The sequence below is a fragment of the Salegentibacter sp. UBA1130 genome (genome assembly GCF_002311535.1).
GTDB lineage: Bacteria > Bacteroidota > Bacteroidia > Flavobacteriales > Flavobacteriaceae > Salegentibacter > Salegentibacter agarivorans.
In genome coordinates this window covers 122,941-141,650 of record NZ_DCAP01000038.1, presented here as the reverse complement: position 1 = coordinate 141,650, position 18,710 = coordinate 122,941, and the positions used below count along the sequence as shown (strand labels likewise).

The following is an 18,710-nucleotide window of genomic DNA, read 5'->3' as shown; positions in this document are numbered from 1 at the left end:
AATTTTTTACAAACTTACATTTCTTTTAAACAAGGCGCACCTTAAGTGCTTTATTTGTGTAAACAAGATTTTTGCTACCTATTTTGTAACCCATATCTTCTAAAATCCCGGCATAGCTGTTAATTTGAGCTTCGTGGGAAATATCAAACTTTCCGGTTTTATAATCTATAATATTCACTGTATTTCCCGAAAAATTAATGCGGTCTGGCCTTAATCTTTTACCTTCAGGAGTTAAAATATCGCGTTCATTATAATTTTTAGCTTCTTCTACGTAAAATGCTGAAAGCTGTGGATGATTGGTAATTTCAAGAAGCAATTTTTCTATTTTTTCTGCGGAATCTTTGGTGATTATTCCATCGTTTACGGCCTGGGTCACAACAGGTTTTACCTGATCTTTAAAATCTATTTGCGCCAATAATTCGTGCAGAATTTCTCCTTTTTCTATTGCTTCTTCCTGTTTGCTATCCCACAGCATTCCCGATTTCGTTACGATATTTACCGCTTGATTTTGAGTGGCTGAAGAATAGAACTTTTTAGAAATAATATTTTCTGAAAGACTTTCTTCTGAAATTTCCGGGCTTCCAATTTCACCAAATTCATAAGTATTGATGTTGGAATCCCATCTTCCAATTTCTTTTAAAAAGCCAATCAGTAAGCCTGAAGTTTTATAGGCTTTTTCATTTCCTTTTGCATCTATTTCTTTTTTACTTAACAAATACAACTGTTGCGAAGCACGGGTGCATGCTACATAAAGTACATTTAAAGTGTCAAGTTCTTTTTGGTGAATTAACTCGGAATAAATATCTGAAGCCTTGGGTCCCCAATTCAGCATTTTATCTGATGCGCTTAGGTAATTCATAGGAATTTCATTTAAGGGAGCCTCCATTGGTAACCAAAGTGAATCCATTCGGGTGCTTTTGGAATCGGAATTCGCATAAGGATAGATCACCACCGGAAATTCCAGGCCTTTAGATTTATGAATGGTCATTATTTGAACCGCATCTTCAGCTTTTGGAACAACGATACTGAGGTTTTCTATTTCTTGTTTCCATAGATCTATGAAATCGGCTATGCCGGCAGTAGCTTTTTGAGTACTTTCAAAGATAAAATCCAAGAAAAACTGCACATAAGCGTTAGATGTTTCTACTAAAGAAAAGCTTCGAATAATATATTCTGCGGCTTCGTAAACTGAAAGTTGCCTTATTTGATCAAGGTCAAAATCGATATTATAACCTTTTAACCAGTGGAAAAAGGCCCTACCGTCTTTCTTTAAATTCGTTGAAATAATAGGGTAGCGATTTTCTATTTCTAGAAACTCGGCCAGGAAATCAAAAAGTTCCAGTTTTAAAGTGTTGTCTTTAGGACTTAAAGAAAATTCAAGCAAATGAGCCATAAAATTTACTTCAGGAGAATTGGCCACTAGCAAAGTTTCCGAAGAAACTACAGGAATATTATTTTCGCTTAAATAACTCGCAATAGTAACGCCTTCCTTTTTTTTACGCGTTAAGATGCAGATATCTCCTTTTTTAATTTTTCTTTTTTCTAAATTCTGAATAATTTCCAGGATTTTTTCAGGATAAATTTCGTGTTCTTCCGCCGCATTTTCGGCTTCAATAAAATCGATATTTACATATCCAAAATCTCCTTTTTTAGGATTTTGACCGCTTTCCTGAAACAAATTAGCATAAGCAGGGTGTTGCAAAGTACCGGCTGCATAGCTAAATAAACTATTGTTGAAGTTCACAATCTGGCTTCCGCTGCGGTAATTATCTGGCAGATTTTGAACGTATTTTTCAATACTAAAAGGGTTAGTATCTAAGCAAAGGTCTATAAACTGCTCGGCTTTTCCGCCACGCCAACGGTAAATAGATTGTTTGGCATCACCAACCAGCATCGCACTGGCAGGATCCTGAATATTTTCAGAAGAAAGTTTATTGTCTATAAGCGGAATAAGATTTTCCCACTGCATCTGGGAGGTATCCTGAAACTCGTCTATAAAATAATTCTGGTAACGTTCCCCAAGCCTTTCGTAGATGAAAGGGGCCGGCTGGTCTTTAACCTGGGCGCTAATTTTAGGGTTAAATTCTGAAATTAGAATTAGGTTACGTTCTTTCTTGATAAGCTCTACTTCCTGGTTTATCGCGTTAAGAAGCGAAAGTTGGGTAAGGTTTTTTCTAATTGCCTCAAGAAAATCAAGGTTTAGGTAGGCTCTTTTCGAAATTTCGAAAAAGCTAACTATTAAAGATTGAACACTATCTAGCGCATCTTTTACCGCCTGATTTTTGTTCGATTTTGTGTAAAGTGGAGCGCTGTACAGTTTTAGCATCCAGGCTTTTTCAAATCCGTCAATAGGTTTTTGATCTCTTAACTTTATAAAATGCTTATAAATATAACCGCCGCTAAAATCTTTTTCTTCAATGCTATTTTTCTCAAGCAGGTCGAAGAACTCGTGGCTTGTTTCTGCAATTAAAGCTTCGGTTTTCTTTATTTCTGAACTTATTCTTTCTTTGAATTTCTGAAAATCTTCTGGAGTTTTTCCCTTTAGTTTTTTTAGCGCTTCCTGGTGATTTTCGCCAATAAGTAATTCAGAAATTTCAAAAAGATCTTTAGCTATATCCCAGCTTTTGTCGTCATCGGTTTTACTTATGGCAAAAGCAATAAGAACCTTTGTAAGTTCTTTATCGGTTCCGGCTTTGCTTATAAGCCTATCTACGGCTTCCATTAGTATTTGCCGTGTGTTAAGGGCAATTTCAAAATTTACGGGAAGACCAAGATCTTTAGCGAAAGTTCTAAGTACCCGGTGTGTAAAACCGTCTATGGTAGAAACTTCAAAAGCGGCGTAATTATGAATAATGCTTTTTAAGATCTTTGCAGCTTTAGTTTTAAGCTCGGCTTCAGATAAACCGGTTTCTTCAGCAATAATTTTAAAAAGCGGATTACTATTAATTGAAGTTTCTTCTTCAGTAAAATCTCTTAAACTGCTAATAATCCTGGATTTCATTTCATCTACCGCCTTATTCGTAAAAGTGATAGCTAGAATGTTTTTGTAAGCATCTGGCTTTTTGCTTTTAAAAAGCAAGAGCAAATATTCTTTAACCAGGGTAAAGGTTTTTCCCGATCCCGCCGAAGCATTATAAATAGTGAAATTATTAGTCAAAAAAGCTGGATTTTGATGAAGATTTTGAATTTTAAAGGTAAAATAAAAATGTTTTGTATTCTCCCCCCGCTTTTAAGTATTTTATAACACTAAAATGTTTTTATTAAATAGCTTAATACCTAAATTTGAGTGAATTTTATTACTAATCACTAAAAAATAGATACAAATGGCTTTTGAGTTACCAAAGTTAAAATATGCATTTGATGCATTAGAACCACATATAGATGCGAAGACCATGGAAATTCACCATGGAAAACACCACGCAGGTTACACTAAGAAATTAAACGCTGCAATAGAAGGCACCGATCTTGAAGGAAAAACTATAGAGAATATTCTTGAAAATCTTGATAAAGAAAATACCGCTGTAAGAAATAACGGAGGCGGATTTTATAACCATAACCTGTTTTGGGAAGTAATGTCTCCAGATGGTGGTGGAAAGCCAGAAGGTGAACTTGCAAAAGCAATAGATGCTGCATATGGTTCTTTTGAAGCTTTTAAAGACGAATTTGCCAAGGCAGCTGCAGGACAGTTTGGTTCTGGATGGGCCTGGCTTTGTGTTCACGAAGGCGGAAAAGTAGAAATTTGCTCTACTGCAAATCAGGACAATCCATTAATGCCAGGAATTGGCTGTGGCGGAACTCCTATTTTAGGTCTTGATGTTTGGGAACATGCTTATTACCTAAACTATCAAAACCGTCGTCCAGATTATATTGATGCATTTTTTAATGTAATAGACTGGAAAGAAGTGGGAAGCAGATATGCAAAGCAGAAATAATAACTAAGTTATTTTTCATATATATTAAAAAGACCGCTGTTTGGCGGTCTTTTTTTTGCCAGAATGTTAAATAAAAAAAGGCGGATTTTTTAAATCCACCTTTCTTTGCCCCAAATCTACCATGAACTTAACCTACTTATGTTATGGTGAGTCTAAAGTATATTGAATAAATGTTGCGTGCAAATTTTTTAGATTAAAGGCGTAAATATCTGTTAAAGTATTGAAATTCAATATTTAATGTAAGAAAATTTGGGTTTTTGTGTAAGTTAGTTGTGGGAAGTTTTATTTTCTGAAGCGTTTTAAATTTGGGTAAAAATAAAAAAAGGCGGATTTTTATATCCACCTTTTTTTGCCCCAAATCTACCATGAACTTAACCTACTTATGTTTATGGTTCTGCTAATGTATAGATTCTTATTCCTGTAAAAAATCATTTTAGACGAAAGGCAGAAAAACTTGTTAAACTGCACTTAGTAGGCTCTCCCTTCGTTTCCTTCGTAAAAATTAATAAAAGCTCTATTCACTACCCGGTTACCACCAAAAGTGGGATAGTTCCCCGTGAAATACCAGTCACCCAGGTTTTTAGGGCAGGCTTTATGTAAATTGTCTACTGTTTGGTAAATCACTTTTACCTCTGCCTTTACATCTGTATCACAAAGTAGCTCTGAGATTTTATCTGAAATTTGCTCATCGGTAAAAGGTTCGTAGATTTCCTTAACGAAATTCTTCACTTCTTCATCGGCAAGATCTACCTGGAGTTTACACTTTTCGTAAACCTTTTCCACTATATCGTATTGGTTATTATCTTTTAAAAGCTCTAGGGCTGCCCTAAAAGCAACAAGACCTTCCAGTCGCGCCATATCTATACCGTAACAATCTGGATAACGAATTTGTGGCGCCGAAGAAACTACTACAATTTGCCGGGGGTTTAACCTGTCCATCATTTTAATGATGCTCTTCTTTAAAGTTGTTCCCCTTACAATACTATCGTCTATGATTACCAGGCTGTCTTCTGGTTTAACCACGCCGTAGGTTACATCATAAACGTGGGCTACGAGATCATCACGGCTGCTGTCTTCGGTAATAAAGGTTCTAAGCTTTACATCTTTGATCGCAATTTTTTCGGTGCGTAAACGGTGTGCTAAAATTTCCTGAAGTCTGGCATCAGTTAAAGTATCTTTTTCAGCTAGAATTGCATCGTTTTTCTGTTTATTCAATTCATCCTGTGCCGCTTCAACCATTCCGTAGAAACTGGTTTCAGCAGTATTTGGAATAAAAGAGAAAACCGTATTTATGGTATCGTGATCTATGGATTTTAATACTTCGGGCATTAATAAACGCCCAAGCATTTTACGTTCTTTATAGATTTCGGCATCGCTTCCGCGGGAAAAATAAATACGTTCAAAAGAACAGGCTTTTCGTTCCAGAGGCTCCAGAATTTGGGTGATATTTACTTCTCCACTTTTTTTAGTGATAATGGCGTGTCCCGGCGGAAGCTCATGTACATCATTAAAATCTACGTTGAAAGCGGTTTGAATCACCGGTCTTTCTGAAGCAACAACTACCACTTCGTCATCTTTATAATAATATGCGGGACGAATTCCTGCAGGGTCACGTAAAACAAAAGAATCACCGTGGCCAAGTAAACCGGCCATAGCGTAACCACCATCCCAGTTTTTAGACGATTTTCTTAGTATTTTAGCAACGTTTAATTTTTCGGCAATAATAGGAGAAGCTGAAACTTTAGAATAGCCTTGTTTTTTTAATTTTTTATAAAGTTTTTGAACTTCAGAATCTAAAAAGTGTCCAATTTTTTCCATTACCGTAACGGTATCGGCTTTTTCTTTGGGATGCTGCCCAAGCTCTACCAGGTTATTAAAAAGCTGGTTTACGTTGGTCATATTAAAATTCCCGGCCACAATAAGATTACGGTGCATCCAGTTGTTTTGCCTAAGAAATGGGTGTACACTTTCTATACTATTTTTTCCAAAAGTACCGTAGCGCACGTGTCCAAGATAAACTTCTCCCACATATGGAAGGTTTTTCTTTTGCAGCGCAACATCTTCAGAATACTCAGGGTTTGCTTTAATTTCGTCGTTAATTCTACCATTTATCTGCTCAAAAATATCCTGGATGGGTTGTGCCGCATTAGATCTAATTCGGCTTATATAGCGATCTCCGGGAGCAGTATTTAATTTAATGTTGGCAAAACCGGCACCGTCCTGGCCGCGGTTATGCTGTTTTTCCATCATTAAATACATTTTGTTAATCCCATAAAAGGCAGTACCATATTTTTCTTTATAGTACTCCAGTGGTTTTAACAATCGTATTTGGGCAATTCCACATTCGTGTTTTAAGGCGTCACTCATAATTCGTGGCAGATTTTATTCCTGCTTTATATAAAAAATGCCCTGAAAATTCAGGGCATAAGTTTAGGTTAATGCTATTTCAAATTGAGTTAATTTCTTAAACTCTGCGAGGCGCGAATTTACTTCCTCGCCTGAAAGTTCCTCCATCCTCTCGGTTCCAAATTTTTCTACGCAAAAAGATGCGAGATTAGAGCCGTATATAATGGCGTTTTTCATATTTTCAAAGCTAATATCTCCGGTTTTTGCAAGATAACCTGCAAAACCACCTGCAAAAGTATCGCCGGCACCGGTTGGATCAAAAACTTCTTCTAATGGAAGGGCGGGCGCAAAGAACACCTGCTCTTCGTGAAATAATAAAGCGCCGTGTTCTCCTTTTTTAATCACTACATATTTTGGGCCCATTGTAGCAATCTTTTTAGCAGCTTTGGCTAAAGAATATTCGCCAGAAAGTTGCCTTGCCTCTTCATCGTTAATGGTGATCACATCTACTTTGGCAATTACTTTCATTAAATCTTCCAGGGCGTTATCCATCCAGAAGTTCATAGTATCTAAAATGGCGAGTTTTGGAGATTCAATTTGTTCTAAAACGCTAAGTTGCACCAAAGGATGCAGGTTGCCCAACATCACAATTTCAGCATCTTTATAAGCATTTGGTACTACCGGATTAAAATCGGCCAGTACGTTTAATTGGGTGTCTAAGGTATCTCTGGAATTTAAATCGTTATGGTAACGGCCGCTCCAAAAGAAGGTTTTTCCGCCGGAAACCACTTCAATTCCATCTATATTTATATTGTTTCTGGTAAGCAGGTCCAGGTATTTTTGTGGAAAATCGTCTCCAACAATAGATACCACGGCGCTGTCTACATTAAACTGCGAAGCTGAAAGCCCAATATAGGTGCCTGCACCTCCAAGAATTTTATCGGTTTTCCCAAAAGGGGTTTCAATAGCATCAAAGGCTACAGTGCCTACAATCAGTAATTTACTCATAAAATGGTTTAAAAATTGTGCTGCAAATATACAGTTTGTTTTTCAAGGGCTCAATCAAAATTACTCGATAATCGAGATTTAAATATTGTACGTTTTGTCTCGAAACCAGGATATAATAGTAATAATGCCTTTATGGTTCATCTCGAATACACTACTTAAAGATTAATTCCGTTCAATTTTGTTGAAAACCTTCATCAATTAGAAGTCTTTTTTCTTTTGAGGCGGCTACCGCCAAAGCGTCGCAGCGTTCGTTTTGCGGATGCTCATTATGTCCCTTTATCCACCTAAAGCTTACATTATGTTTGCGTATTTCTTTTAGAAATTCTATCCAGAGATCCGCATTCTTTCGATCTTTAAAATTTTTCTTTTCCCAGCCAAACACCCATTTTTTATTAACCGCATCTGCAACATATTTTGAATCGGTAAAAACTATAGCAGAAACTCCGGGCTTTTTCAGCTTTTTTAAAGCTTCAATTACTGCCAGCAATTCCATCCTGTTATTAGTGGTGTGTTTAAAACCTTTTGAAAATTCTTTGCGGTAGGCTTTTCCTACCCATTCCATTACAATGCCGTAACCGCCGGGGCCGGGGTTTCCTCTCGCGGCGCCATCGGTATAAATGTGTACCTGGGTTGTTTGCACTATTGTGATTTCTTTTGAAGTAATTGCTGAAGGATTTCTGGAAAATGTTTGTACTCCAGCTTATGAATTTTTTCTGCAAGACTTTCGGGAGTGTCTTCTTCTGAAATATCTGTTTTCGCCTGAAAGATTATTTCGCCTTCATCATAATTTTCATTTACATAATGAATGCTAATCCCGCTTTCTTTTTCCTTATTTTGAATTATAGCTTCGTGCACATGCATTCCATACATTCCTTTACCGCCATATTTTGGAAGTAGTGCCGGATGTATGTTTACAATCTTATTAGGAAAACGTTTTAAAATGTCTTCGGGGAAAATCCACATAAATCCTGCTAAAACAATTAAATCTGGATTTATATCTTCTAAAATATGCAGAACATCGTAACTATTATAGAGTGCATCCCGGTCAAAATGAAGCGCTTTAACATTGAGATCGTGTGCTCTTTTTAGCACTTTAGCCGATTTTTTGTTCGAGAAAACCGCTACCACACTGGTATTGGGCTGTTTCTGAAAAAATTTAATGATATTTTCGGCGTTGGTTCCCGAGCCGGAAGCAAAGACAACTATTTTTTTTTGTAGGGTATGGGTTGGATTGCTCAAAATAAGCTTGTTAACAATTATTAGAATGTAAAATTAAGTCCTTTCAACTAAATTTATGTAAATTACGATCACATTTTTAAAGTAAAAATCGGTTTTAAAATAAAGTTTTTTATTTTTGCCACCTAATCAAAATTAAAATAAAAGTATTATGTCAGACATTGCATCAAGAGTAAAAGCGATTATCGTTGACAAGTTAGGTGTTGACGAGAACGAGGTTGTAAACGAAGCAAGCTTCACAAACGATCTGGGTGCTGATTCATTGGACACTGTGGAATTGATCATGGAATTCGAAAAAGAATTCGATATCCAGATTCCTGATGACCAGGCTGAGAACATTGCCACAGTAGGTCAGGCAATTTCTTATATTGAAGACGCAAAAAAATAAAAAGAGTATAGACCATATGGAGTTGAAGCGAGTTGTAGTAACGGGCTTGGGAGCCCTAACCCCCATTGGTAACAATATTGAAGAATATTGGGAGGCTTTGGTAGCCGGAAAAAGTGGTGGTGCACCTATTACCTATTTCGATACTGAAAAATTCAAAACCAAATTCGCTTGTGAACTCAAAAATTTTGATCCACTCGATTTCTTTGACCGTAAGGAAGTAAGAAGACTGGACAGGTTTGCCCAATATGCCATTGTAGCTTCAGATGAAGCAATAAAAGATTCCGGCATCAACCTGGAGACTGTAAACAAGTACCGTGTTGGTGTAATATGGGGGGCCGGAATTGGCGGATTGGAAACTTTTCAGAACGAAGTGATAAACTTCGCGACGGGAGATGGTACACCAAGGTTTAATCCTTTCTTTATCCCTAAGATGATTGCGGATATTGCCCCGGGTAATATTTCTATTCGTCATGGGTTTATGGGAGCAAATTATACTACCGTTTCAGCTTGTGCATCTGCAGCAAATGCTATGATAGATGCATTAAATAATATTAGGCTGGGACATAGTGATATTATTGTTTCCGGAGGTTCGGAAGCTGCGGTAACCATGGCTGGTATGGGTGGTTTTAATGCTATGCACGCCCTTTCTACACAAAACGATAACCCCGAAACGGCATCAAGACCTTTTGATGCTACTCGAGACGGATTTGTGTTAGGGGAAGGTGCCGGTACACTTATTCTTGAAGAATATGAACATGCCAAAGCCAGAGGAGCTAAAATTTATGCTGAAGTACTTGGAGGAGGATTATCTTCTGATGCTTACCATATGACGGCACCACATCCTGAAGGAAACGGAGTTGTTGCGGTTATGGAAAACTGTCTTCGAAATGCAGAAATGAAACCCGAAGATGTAGACGCCATTAATACGCACGGAACTTCTACTCCATTAGGAGACGTAGCCGAATTAAAAGCGATAAGTAAGGTTTTTGGTGAACACGCCAAAACAATTAATATTAATTCAACAAAATCAATGACCGGGCATTTGCTTGGTGCTGCAGGAGCTGTAGAAGCAATTTCTGCAATTTTGTCTATGAAACATGGAATAGTACCACCTACTATTAACCACGAACATAAAGATGAAAATATTGATCCTGAATTAAACCTTACTCTTAATATGGCCCAAAAACGTGATGTAAAGGTGGTAATGAGCAACACGTTTGGATTTGGAGGTCACAACGCTTGTTTATTATTTAAAAGATTTGATGAATAACCTTTAATTATGGGCGTTCTTCGAAATATATTAAATTCCCGTTCTGATAAAGGCGGGAATTTTTTTTCCGTTTTATATAAAATTCTGGGATTTAAGCCCAAGAATATTCTTCACTACCGCAAAGCCTTTACCCACCGTTCTTTAAATATTAAAGATGAAAAGGGAAATGCGGTGAGTTTTGAACGCCTGGAGTTCCTGGGAGACGCCATGTTAAGCGCTGTAATAGCTTCCCACCTTTTTAAAGCAGTTCCTGGCGGAAATGAGGGTTATCTTACCAAAATGCGTTCTAAAGTAGTTAGCCGAAAGCATTTAAATGAGCTTGGTAAAGACCTGAAACTTATAGACCACGTTCAAACTAATATTCCCAAAGATCAATTTGGAGCAAATATTCACGGCAATTTATTTGAAGCATTAATTGGCGCAATATATCTAGACCGCGGTTATAAATATTGTAAGCGTTTTATTTACGAAAGAGTGATAGATCCTTATGTAGATATAGAACAATTAGAAGGCCAGGTAATAAGTTATAAAAGTCTGTTTATTGAGTGGTGTCAAAAAGAAAAACGGGAATTCGACTTTGAAGTTTATGAAGATACCGGGAACGATGAAATAAAGCATTTTGCTGTAAAATTGAGGTTAGATGATAAAGTTGTTGCCAAGGCAAGGGCAACCTCAAAAAAGAAGGCCGAAGAAAAAACAGCAAAACGGGCTTATTATGCACTTCAAAATAAAATCACATAAAATTATGAAATTAGTGCAAACTATAACGTTTTCGTAGATAAATACGAAGTTTTGGTACGATAAACCTTCATTTTTCTCAATCTTATCTTATCTTTAACCTTAAATTAAAAGCTATGCAATCTCATAAAATGCTGCTTGAGGATGTAGAGGAAGATGATTTTGGCTTAATAGCACTATATGGTGATTTAGAAGAATATAAGATGGCCTATTTATTAAATAAGCATCTTAAACTTCAATTAAAAAGAGAACGCAGGGATATAGACTTCAACCATAAATCGGTAGAAGCTTTCTACGCCCATTATACCTTTAAAGATCTGGCGAATTTCAGGTCTTATCACCTTGTGGCCAATAAGTTTAAAGGAGAACCAAAAAAGATATTAAGCTCGGGTTCTTTATTTGAAGAAGAAGAAGTTAGACCCTTACAGGTAAACCTGGTGCCTGAGTATAAAAAGGTAGATTTCTTTCTTAAAATAGATGAGGAGCTAAATCAAAAAGACCTCAATTTACTTGTTAATGCCATAAGCCAGATACCGCAGGTAATAGCAGTTTATAAAATTGACACAGATTTATTAAAATCTAAACAAAATTTAATTTTTGAATAATGCCAACAAATAAGAAGACTAAAATCGTTGCAACCCTAGGCCCGGCAACGAGTTCCAAAGAAACCTTAGATAAAATGCTCCAGGCCGGAGTAAACGTTTTTAGAGTTAATTTTTCCCACGCTAATTATGACGATGTAAAAGAACGCATTAACATGATTAGAGACCTGAACAAAGAAAAAGGCTACAATGCCGCAATTCTTGGAGATTTACAGGGTCCTAAACTTCGGGTAGGAGTGATGAAAGACGAAGTGGTAGTTTCAGAAGGTGATGAAATTATTTTTGCTACCGGAAAAGAATTTAAAGGAACCGCAGAACGCGTTTATATGAATTATGAAACTTTTCCGCAAGATGTAGCTGCGGGAGAGCGTATTCTTTTAGACGATGGTAAACTTATTTTTGAAGTAGTAAGTACAAATAAAAAAGATGAGGTTAAAACCCGGGTAATCCAGGGTGGACCTTTAAAGTCTAAGAAAGGTGTAAACCTTCCAAATACTAATATTTCGCTTCCTGCTTTAACTGAAAAGGATGTAAAAGATGCGATTTTTGCCTGTGAAATGCAGGTGGACTGGATGGCTCTTTCTTTTGTGCGTCACGCGGAAGATTTAAAAGAACTTCAGGATTTAATTAAAAAGCACAGCGAATATAAAATCCCAATTATAGCCAAAATCGAAAAACCGGAAGGTGTAGCCAATATTGATAAGATTGTGGCCTACTGTGATGGTTTAATGGTGGCTCGTGGAGATTTAGGAGTAGAAATTCCTGCGCAGGAAGTTCCACTTATTCAAAAGAAATTAGTTTTAACGGCCAAGAAAGCAAGAATTCCGGTAATAATCGCTACTCAAATGATGGAGACGATGATTACCAGCCTTACGCCAACAAGAGCCGAAGTTAATGACGTAGCGAACTCAGTTATGGATGGTGCCGATGCGGTAATGCTTAGTGGAGAAACTTCAGTAGGGCAGTACCCAGTGCAGGTGATTCAAAAGATGACACAAATTTTGGAGAGTGTTGAAAACTCACCATTAATTAAAGTTCCCCACGATCCGCCGCATGTACGTACCAAGCGTTATATTACCAAATCTGTTTGTTATCACGCGGCCCATATGGCTAACGAAATTAAGGCCAAAGCAATTTGTACCTTAACCAATAGCGGGTACACAGCTTTCCAAATCTCTGCTTGGAGGCCTGAAGCGCATATTTTAGTGTATACTTCTAATAATAGAATTCTTTCACAACTTAGTTTGTTATGGGGTGTTAAAGCTTTCCATTACGATAAATTTGTAAGTACAGACGAAACTATAGAAGATATTAACCGCATTGCAAAAGAGAAATCTTTTGTAGAGGTGGGGGATTATACCATTAACCTGGCTGCGATGCCAATTGGTGAAAAAGGTATGGTAAATACGCTAAGGATTTCAGAAATAGAATAATCTAATAATATTTATACTTCAAGCCCCGAATACACTCTATTTGGGGTTTTTTTTTGTTTAAAATTCAAACTTTAGCTGTACTTCAACTTTTTTCTCTTCTTCCGGTTTCTTTTCGCTTTTATCGGTATTTAGGTTGGAAAGAGAAATTCCCAAAAGTCGTACGGAATTCTTCATTTTTTCCTGGTATAATAACTCCTTTGCATTTTCAAGAATTAATTCTTTACTGGAGATATAGAACGAAATAGTTTTACTGCGAGTCTGCAGGGTAAAATCGCTATACTTAATTTTTAGGGTCACCGTTTTACCAGCAACCTTGCTTTTTTTGAGCCGACGTTCTATTTCTTCGGCAATGTTTTCCAGCCTTTCCAGCATAAAAATTTCCGAAGAGATATTTTCATTAAAAGTGCGTTCGGCACCAAGAGATTTTCTTATTCGGTTTGGTTTTACTTCGCTCAAATGTATACCGCGAACCACGTTGTAATAATGCGCACCGCTTTTCCCGAATTTTTCGATTAAATATTCTTGAGATTTCTTTTTAAGGTCTTTCCCGGTAAAAATACCCAGCATATACATTTTTTCAGCAGTCACTTTACCTACTCCGTGAAATTTCCTGATGTCTAAAACTTCCAAAAAAGCTTCTACTTCTTCAGGATTTACAGTTTTTTGTCCGTTAGGTTTATTAAAATCACTGGCAATCTTTGCGATAAATTTATTGATAGAAATTCCTGCCGAGGCATTTAATCCTGTTTTCTCCTTAATTTTCTCCCGTATTTCTTTTGCAATTAGGCTTGCACTGGGATTTCCTTTTTTATTCTCGGTTACGTCCAGGTAAGCTTCATCTAAAGAAAGTGGCTCTACCAGGTCTGTATATTCATAAAAGATCTCCCTTATTTGTTGTGAAATCTCCCGGTAACGGTCAAAACGGGTTTTTACAAAGATTAGATGCGGGCAATTGCGTTTGGCAATTATGCTACTCATAGCGCTTTTAACGCCATATTTTCGCGCTTCATAACTTGCCGCGCTAACTACACCTCTTTGCGAACTTCCGCCCACAGCAATCGCCTTACCGCGTAATTCGGGATTATCCAGTTGTTCTACCGAAGCATAGAACGCATCCATATCTATATGAATGATTTTTCGAAGAGGAAGGTTTTGGTTCACTTTACAAAGTTAAAGAAACTTCAAGTTGTCTGGAAAGCTATTTATTTCCCAAACCTGTTATAAAATCTTTCAACTTCAGAAATTTAAAAATCGTAACTTTATAAAAATCAATTAAAAAAAATGAAGAAAGAGAAGGAGCTTAAGCAACGGGTTTTGGCTTACGTTCAGGAAGCTGATGAAGAATTACTTCATCTTATAACAGAAGTGGCTGAAACTTATAAAAAGCAAAAAAAAGGTGATTTGTGGGATAAGCTTAGCGACATTGAGAAAGCTGCTATTCAAAAAGGCTTAGAGGATGCCAATAACGATAAGGTGTTAGCTAATGAAGATGTTATGCGAATGTTTAAAAAATGGCATTAGAGATCTTTTGGACAGAGACTGCAAAGACAGGTTTGCAGAGAGTGCTGGAATATTTGGAAGAAAATTGGACTGAAAAAGAAATATTTAAACTGGAAGAAAAACTTAAAATAGTTATTCAAATCATCATTTTAAACCCAGAATTTGTTTCCTAAGTCCACGCAAAACCCTAAGCTTTTTAAAGCTTTGATAGATAAAAATAATTATATAGTTTATAGAGAAAATAAAGAGAAACAAAGAATCGAAATAATTAATTTTAGAGGAACCAGAAAAAGACCGGTTCATTAATAAATAATATATGCCAAAAACAGCAATAATTTTAGGAGCTACCGGCCTAACCGGAGGAATGTTACTACAGCAATTACTTGAAGACGACAGGTATGGGAAAATCAAACTTTTCTCGAGAAATTCAGTAGAAAAAAAACATCCTAAAATCGAAGAACATTTAATAGATCTTTTTAAACTGGAGGAACATAAAGACAAATTTACCGCCGATGAGGTTTTTTGTTGTGTGGGTACCACCAAAAAGAAGACCCCAGATCACAATACGTACACCAAAATTGATCGCGGAATTCCTGTGACAGCGGCCAGGCTTTGTAAAGCAAATAATATAGATACATTTCTGGTAGTTTCGGCACTTGGAGCGAATCCCAAAAGCAGGGTGTTTTATAACCGTATTAAGGGGAAAATGGAGAAAGAGGTATTAGAGCAGGAAATTAAGAATACCTATATCTTACAACCTTCACTTATTACTGGTGAGCGGAAGGAAAGCCGAAGCTTTGAAAAAGTTGGAAAAGTAATGCTCAATTTTATAAATCCGTTTTTCCTGGGAACTTTACGTAAATACAAGTCTATTTCGGCTGAAAGTATTGCCAGGGCTATGGTAGCCATTGCTAATAAGCCCGAATTGGACGTAGAAAGAATTCCTTCAGATGAAATTAAAAATATAGCACACAATAATTAAATGCAGGAAATTGAACGTAAATACCTTGTACTTTCAGAAGATTTTAAAAAGGAATCATTTAAGAATTTCAGCATAAAACAAGGATTTTTAAACACCGATCCCGAACGTACAGTGCGCTTAAGAATTACCGGCGATAATGCTTTTCTTACTATTAAAGGGAAATCTTCAAAAAACGGACTTACACGTTTTGAATGGGAAAAGGAAATTGATATAAAGGAAGCCGAAGCGCTATTTGGACTTTGTGAACCTGGAGTTATAGAAAAAACCCGCTATTTGGTGAAAGGCGGTGATTTTGTTTTTGAAATTGATGAATTTCACGCTGAAAATGAAGGTTTAACCGTAGCAGAAATAGAATTGAATTCTGAAACCGATACCTTTAAGAAACCCAATTGGCTGGGAGAAGAAGTAACCGGAGATATAAAATATTATAATTCCCAATTAAGCAAGAACCCGTATAAAAACTGGTAAAATTTAATATGAAGAAATTAATTTATATACTCGTTTTTCCGTTTTTAATACTTTCCTGTAAAGATATTCCAGAACAGGAGCGAGGTATTCCCGGGCCAGAGAAAGTTGAGAAGAAAAAGCCCAAAACCAATATAGATTCTATTGCGAAACATTTAAATGAAAAAGGTTATCAAACTTTTACCTACAAAGAGGGCGACAGCACTTATTTGATGCAGCAATATTATATGGTTTTTTTGAAAAAGGGAGAAAACCGCAACCAGGATTCTACTGAAGCGGCAAAACTGCAAAAGGAACACCTGGCTTATTTAAGCAAAATGGCACAAGAAGGCTACGCAAGCTTAATTGGCCCCTTTGGTGATGACGGGGATATTCGTGGAATTGCGGTTTATAATACGGCTACGCAGCAAGAAGCCGATAGTTTGGCAAAACAGGATCCTATGGTAAAAGCCGGTAGATTAAAAGTTGAAGTTCATCCCTGGTGGACCGCAAAGGGTGGAAAACTCGATTAAATCCAGACAAAATTCTTAAAAATTTGAATTATGAAGATTGAACAAGTTGATGAAATTAAGAAGGGCTTTTTTCAAGCTTTGGAAAATGAAAAAATTGCCGGGAAAGTAGAATATACCTGGGCAGGCCGAAGCAAGTTTATAATAGACCATACCGAAGTTGACCCCGATTTTAAAGGCCAAGGTATAGGCAAGAAATTAATAAAAGCTACTGTAGATTTTGCAAAAGAAAATAAGCTGAAGGTGATTCCGCTATGTCCTTTTGCAAAAAGTGTGATAGAAAAAGAACCCGAATTTCAGAAGGTTTTAGCTTAAAATAATTTCAAAAACATACATTGCTTCCCAGCTTTAGGTTTCTATTAGGAATTAGAATTAATAATATTTACAATTTCAGCTTTTTGTAAAACTCCAGATTGTCTCCAAAGTTGCTGGCCATTTTTAAATAGCATCATTGTGGGAACACCGCGCACATGGTATTTTCCCGCCAATTCCTGGTTTTTATCTACATCTATCTTTACAATTTTTACGCCATCGCCCAATTCGGCCTTTACGTCTTTTAAAATTGGCGCCAGTGTTTTGCAAGGGCCACACCAGTCAGCATAAAAATCAACTAGAACAGGTTTTTCATCTTTTATAATATCACTAAAACTACTTTTCATTTTAATAAAATTTAAGCTTTCTTAAAGTTACTGAATTTACTCGATAATCGAGATTTAAATGCTACGAGGTTTGCCTCAAATCAAACTATTTTTCTTACAAAAAGTCCCGTGGGCTTGCTCCAGGTAGTGTACTGGCTTAGTCGAAATTAAATTTCAATCTCAACAAAAAAACAGCCCCAAAATTTAATTCTGGAGCTGTTTATTCAACAATTAACAAAACAAATTCAACACAATTTATTGCCAGCCTCCACCAAGGGCTTTATAAAGATTTACGATGGAATTCAATTTATTGTATTCAGCATTTATAAGGTTTAGCTGAGAATTTAAAGCATTTTCCCTTGCGGTTAATACTTCCAGGTAATTTATAAGACCGTTATTCAATAATTCTTCTGAATAGCCTGAAGCCTTATTGTAAGCTTCATATTCATTCTCAAGAATATCTATGCGTTCGGTACTTGCCTGGTAATTAGAAAGTGCATCTGAAACTTCCCTGCCGGCCACTAAAATGGCTTGTTTAAAGTTTAGTAAAGCTTCTTCTTGTTGTGCCTGCGAAACTTCGTACTGGGTTCTTATTTGCCGCTTATTAACAATTGGCTGCAAAAGCGAAGCACCCAAATTAGCAAAAAGGGAATTGGCATTTAATAATTTATCCAGTTCTAAACTTTGAAAACCACCTGAAGCGGTTAATGTAAGCGAAGGATAGAAGTTAGCGCGAGCCGCATTAGTAAGTTCAAAAGCATTAATTAATCCGTACTCGGCGGCAATCACATCTGGCCTATTTCTTAGGAGTTGTGAGGGCACTCCTGTATTCAACGGACTTACAATATTTTGTTGTGATAAATCAGTTCGTTCTATTTCCTGTGGCCCTGCGCCCAGTAGAATGGAAAATGAATTTTCCAGCAAGCGAATTTGGTTTTCAAGCTGCACTACTAAAGCCTCGGCTGTATGCAACTGCGCTTTGGTTTGTTGTACACCAACTTCAGTTACATTTCCGGCATCTTTAAGGGCCATTGTAGTTTCCAGGCTGCTTTTCCTGGTTTCCAGGGTTTCTTTTGCAATTCTAAGTTGCTCGTCCAGGCTTAGTAATTGATAATAATTATTAGCAATATTGGAAATAAGCTGAGTCTTTACCGCTTTATGAGCAGCTTCACTTTGTAGATAAGCTGCGGTAAAAGCACGATCGTTACTTCTTATTTTTCCCCAAATATCAGCTTCCCAGGAAAGATTTCCGGTAACGTCGTATTGGGTAATACTTCCGTCAAAGAAAGAACCAAACTGGCTGTTAGGAGATAAGATTTGATGATTTACGGCCGGCCCTGCACTTAGGGTAGGGAAATAACTCGCTTTCCCTTGTTTTACATAAGCTTCGGCTGCCAACATTTGCTGTATGGCAATGCGTATATCTATATTATTCTCCAGGCCTTCTTCAATATGGTTTTTCAGAATAGGATCGGTAAAAATTTCGGTCCAGGAAATAGTGGCCATATTTAAGGAATCCTGCGGAAGATTATCTGTTCTATACAATTCTTCAGAAATCTCTTCTATTTCAGGACGTTCGTAATCTTTGGCTGCAAAACAGGAAACCAATAAAAATGGTAAGGCTCCCCCAAGCAAAAGTTTATATATACTGTTCTTTCTCATT

At 36.8% G+C, this 18,710-nt stretch carries 20 protein-coding genes; 12 read left to right on the top strand and 8 right to left on the bottom strand.

The features are described 5' to 3' along the window. Positions 1 to 25: 25 nt before the first annotated feature. Positions 26 to 3,157 (bottom strand): UvrD-helicase domain-containing protein, encoded by a 3,132-nt coding sequence (locus B4F31_RS15595; protein WP_286761715.1) that lies wholly within the window; start codon positions 3,155 to 3,157, stop codon positions 26 to 28. Positions 3,158 to 3,323: 166 nt separating this feature from the next. Here B4F31_RS15595 and B4F31_RS15590 point away from each other — a divergent pair, with 166 nt between their 5' ends. Then, positions 3,324 to 3,932: a superoxide dismutase gene (locus B4F31_RS15590; RefSeq protein WP_075325317.1), complete on the top strand. Its 609-nt coding sequence runs from the start codon at positions 3,324 to 3,326 to the stop codon at positions 3,930 to 3,932. Between the two features lie 468 nt (positions 3,933 to 4,400). Here the strand turns inward: B4F31_RS15590 and B4F31_RS15585 are convergent, their stop codons facing one another. The 4 genes from B4F31_RS15585 to purN form a co-directional block, all read right to left on the bottom strand. Further along, positions 4,401 to 6,299 carry an amidophosphoribosyltransferase gene (locus tag B4F31_RS15585; RefSeq protein ID WP_075325316.1) on the bottom strand — a complete coding sequence of 633 codons (1,899 nt, stop codon included), beginning with the start codon at positions 6,297 to 6,299 and terminating at the stop codon, positions 4,401 to 4,403. Between the two features lie 63 nt (positions 6,300 to 6,362). Beyond that, positions 6,363 to 7,286 (bottom strand): PfkB family carbohydrate kinase, encoded by a 924-nt coding sequence (locus tag B4F31_RS15580; protein ID WP_075325315.1) that lies wholly within the window; start codon positions 7,284 to 7,286, stop codon positions 6,363 to 6,365. A 172-nt stretch (positions 7,287 to 7,458) separates the two neighbouring features. Beyond that, positions 7,459 to 7,926 carry a ribonuclease HI gene (gene rnhA / locus B4F31_RS15575; RefSeq protein ID WP_093304674.1) on the bottom strand — a complete coding sequence of 156 codons (468 nt, stop codon included), beginning with the start codon at positions 7,924 to 7,926 and terminating at the stop codon, positions 7,459 to 7,461. After that, a complete protein-coding gene (purN, locus tag B4F31_RS15570; protein ID WP_286761714.1) occupies positions 7,926 to 8,525 on the bottom strand; it encodes a phosphoribosylglycinamide formyltransferase in 600 nt (199 codons plus the stop codon). The genes rnhA and purN overlap by 1 nt, the downstream gene beginning before the upstream one ends. A 148-nt stretch (positions 8,526 to 8,673) precedes the next feature. On the opposite strand from purN, the gene B4F31_RS15565 reads away from it, so the two are divergent. The 5 genes from B4F31_RS15565 to pyk all read left to right on the top strand — a co-directional run bounded on the left by B4F31_RS15565 (position 8,674) and on the right by pyk (position 12,953). Further along, positions 8,674 to 8,910, top strand: coding sequence for an acyl carrier protein (locus B4F31_RS15565; RefSeq protein WP_013069791.1), 237 nt, complete (start codon positions 8,674 to 8,676; stop codon positions 8,908 to 8,910). A gap of 16 nt (positions 8,911 to 8,926) precedes the next feature. Beyond that, positions 8,927 to 10,180 (top strand): beta-ketoacyl-ACP synthase II, encoded by a 1,254-nt coding sequence (fabF, locus tag B4F31_RS15560; protein WP_286761809.1) that lies wholly within the window; start codon positions 8,927 to 8,929, stop codon positions 10,178 to 10,180. 9 nt (positions 10,181 to 10,189) lie between these two features. Beyond that, positions 10,190 to 10,921: a ribonuclease III gene (gene rnc, locus B4F31_RS15555; protein ID WP_075325311.1), complete on the top strand. Its 732-nt coding sequence runs from the start codon at positions 10,190 to 10,192 to the stop codon at positions 10,919 to 10,921. A 113-nt stretch (positions 10,922 to 11,034) separates the two neighbouring features. Further along, positions 11,035 to 11,523, top strand: coding sequence for an IPExxxVDY family protein (locus B4F31_RS15550; protein ID WP_075325310.1), 489 nt, complete (start codon positions 11,035 to 11,037; stop codon positions 11,521 to 11,523). Next, positions 11,523 to 12,953: a pyruvate kinase gene (pyk, locus tag B4F31_RS15545; protein ID WP_075325309.1), complete on the top strand. Its 1,431-nt coding sequence runs from the start codon at positions 11,523 to 11,525 to the stop codon at positions 12,951 to 12,953. The genes B4F31_RS15550 and pyk overlap by 1 nt, the downstream gene beginning before the upstream one ends. Positions 12,954 to 13,010: 57 nt before the next feature. Here the strand turns inward: pyk and dinB are convergent, their stop codons facing one another. After that, positions 13,011 to 14,114, bottom strand: a complete 1,104-nt coding sequence (dinB, locus tag B4F31_RS15540) for a DNA polymerase IV (protein WP_075325308.1) — start codon at positions 14,112 to 14,114, stop codon at positions 13,011 to 13,013. Between the two features lie 120 nt (positions 14,115 to 14,234). Between dinB and B4F31_RS15535 the strand changes: the two genes are divergently transcribed. From B4F31_RS15535 to B4F31_RS15510, 6 genes are all read left to right on the top strand, one after another. Next, positions 14,235 to 14,474 (top strand): hypothetical protein, encoded by a 240-nt coding sequence (locus B4F31_RS15535; RefSeq protein ID WP_286761713.1) that lies wholly within the window; start codon positions 14,235 to 14,237, stop codon positions 14,472 to 14,474. Continuing rightward, positions 14,465 to 14,626 (top strand): hypothetical protein, encoded by a 162-nt coding sequence (locus B4F31_RS15530; RefSeq protein WP_232228886.1) that lies wholly within the window; start codon positions 14,465 to 14,467, stop codon positions 14,624 to 14,626. Before B4F31_RS15535 ends, B4F31_RS15530 begins: the two co-directional genes overlap by 10 nt. 143 nt (positions 14,627 to 14,769) lie before the next feature. Then, entirely contained in the window at positions 14,770 to 15,435 is a 666-nt protein-coding gene (locus B4F31_RS15525; RefSeq protein ID WP_093304668.1) for an NAD(P)H-binding protein, read from the top strand. Then, positions 15,436 to 15,903 (top strand): CYTH domain-containing protein, encoded by a 468-nt coding sequence (locus tag B4F31_RS15520; RefSeq protein WP_075325305.1) that lies wholly within the window; start codon positions 15,436 to 15,438, stop codon positions 15,901 to 15,903. A gap of 8 nt (positions 15,904 to 15,911) precedes the next feature. Beyond that, entirely contained in the window at positions 15,912 to 16,412 is a 501-nt protein-coding gene (locus B4F31_RS15515; RefSeq protein WP_075325304.1) for a YciI family protein, read from the top strand. Between the two features lie 30 nt (positions 16,413 to 16,442). Beyond that, complete coding sequence (locus B4F31_RS15510) at positions 16,443 to 16,724, top strand: GNAT family N-acetyltransferase (RefSeq protein ID WP_075325303.1); 282 nt, start codon at positions 16,443 to 16,445, stop codon at positions 16,722 to 16,724. 44 nt (positions 16,725 to 16,768) lie between these two features. On the opposite strand, the gene trxA is transcribed toward B4F31_RS15510, so the two are convergent. Both trxA and B4F31_RS15500 read right to left on the bottom strand, forming a co-directional pair. After that, the gene (trxA, locus tag B4F31_RS15505; RefSeq protein WP_286761712.1) at positions 16,769 to 17,068 is read right to left on the bottom strand and encodes a thioredoxin; all 300 of its coding nucleotides are present in this window, start codon (positions 17,066 to 17,068) and stop codon (positions 16,769 to 16,771) included. Positions 17,069 to 17,302: 234 nt separating this feature from the next. Next, positions 17,303 to 18,709 (bottom strand): efflux transporter outer membrane subunit, encoded by a 1,407-nt coding sequence (locus B4F31_RS15500; RefSeq protein ID WP_075325301.1) that lies wholly within the window; start codon positions 18,707 to 18,709, stop codon positions 17,303 to 17,305. Between the last annotated feature and the right edge of the window lies 1 nt (position 18,710).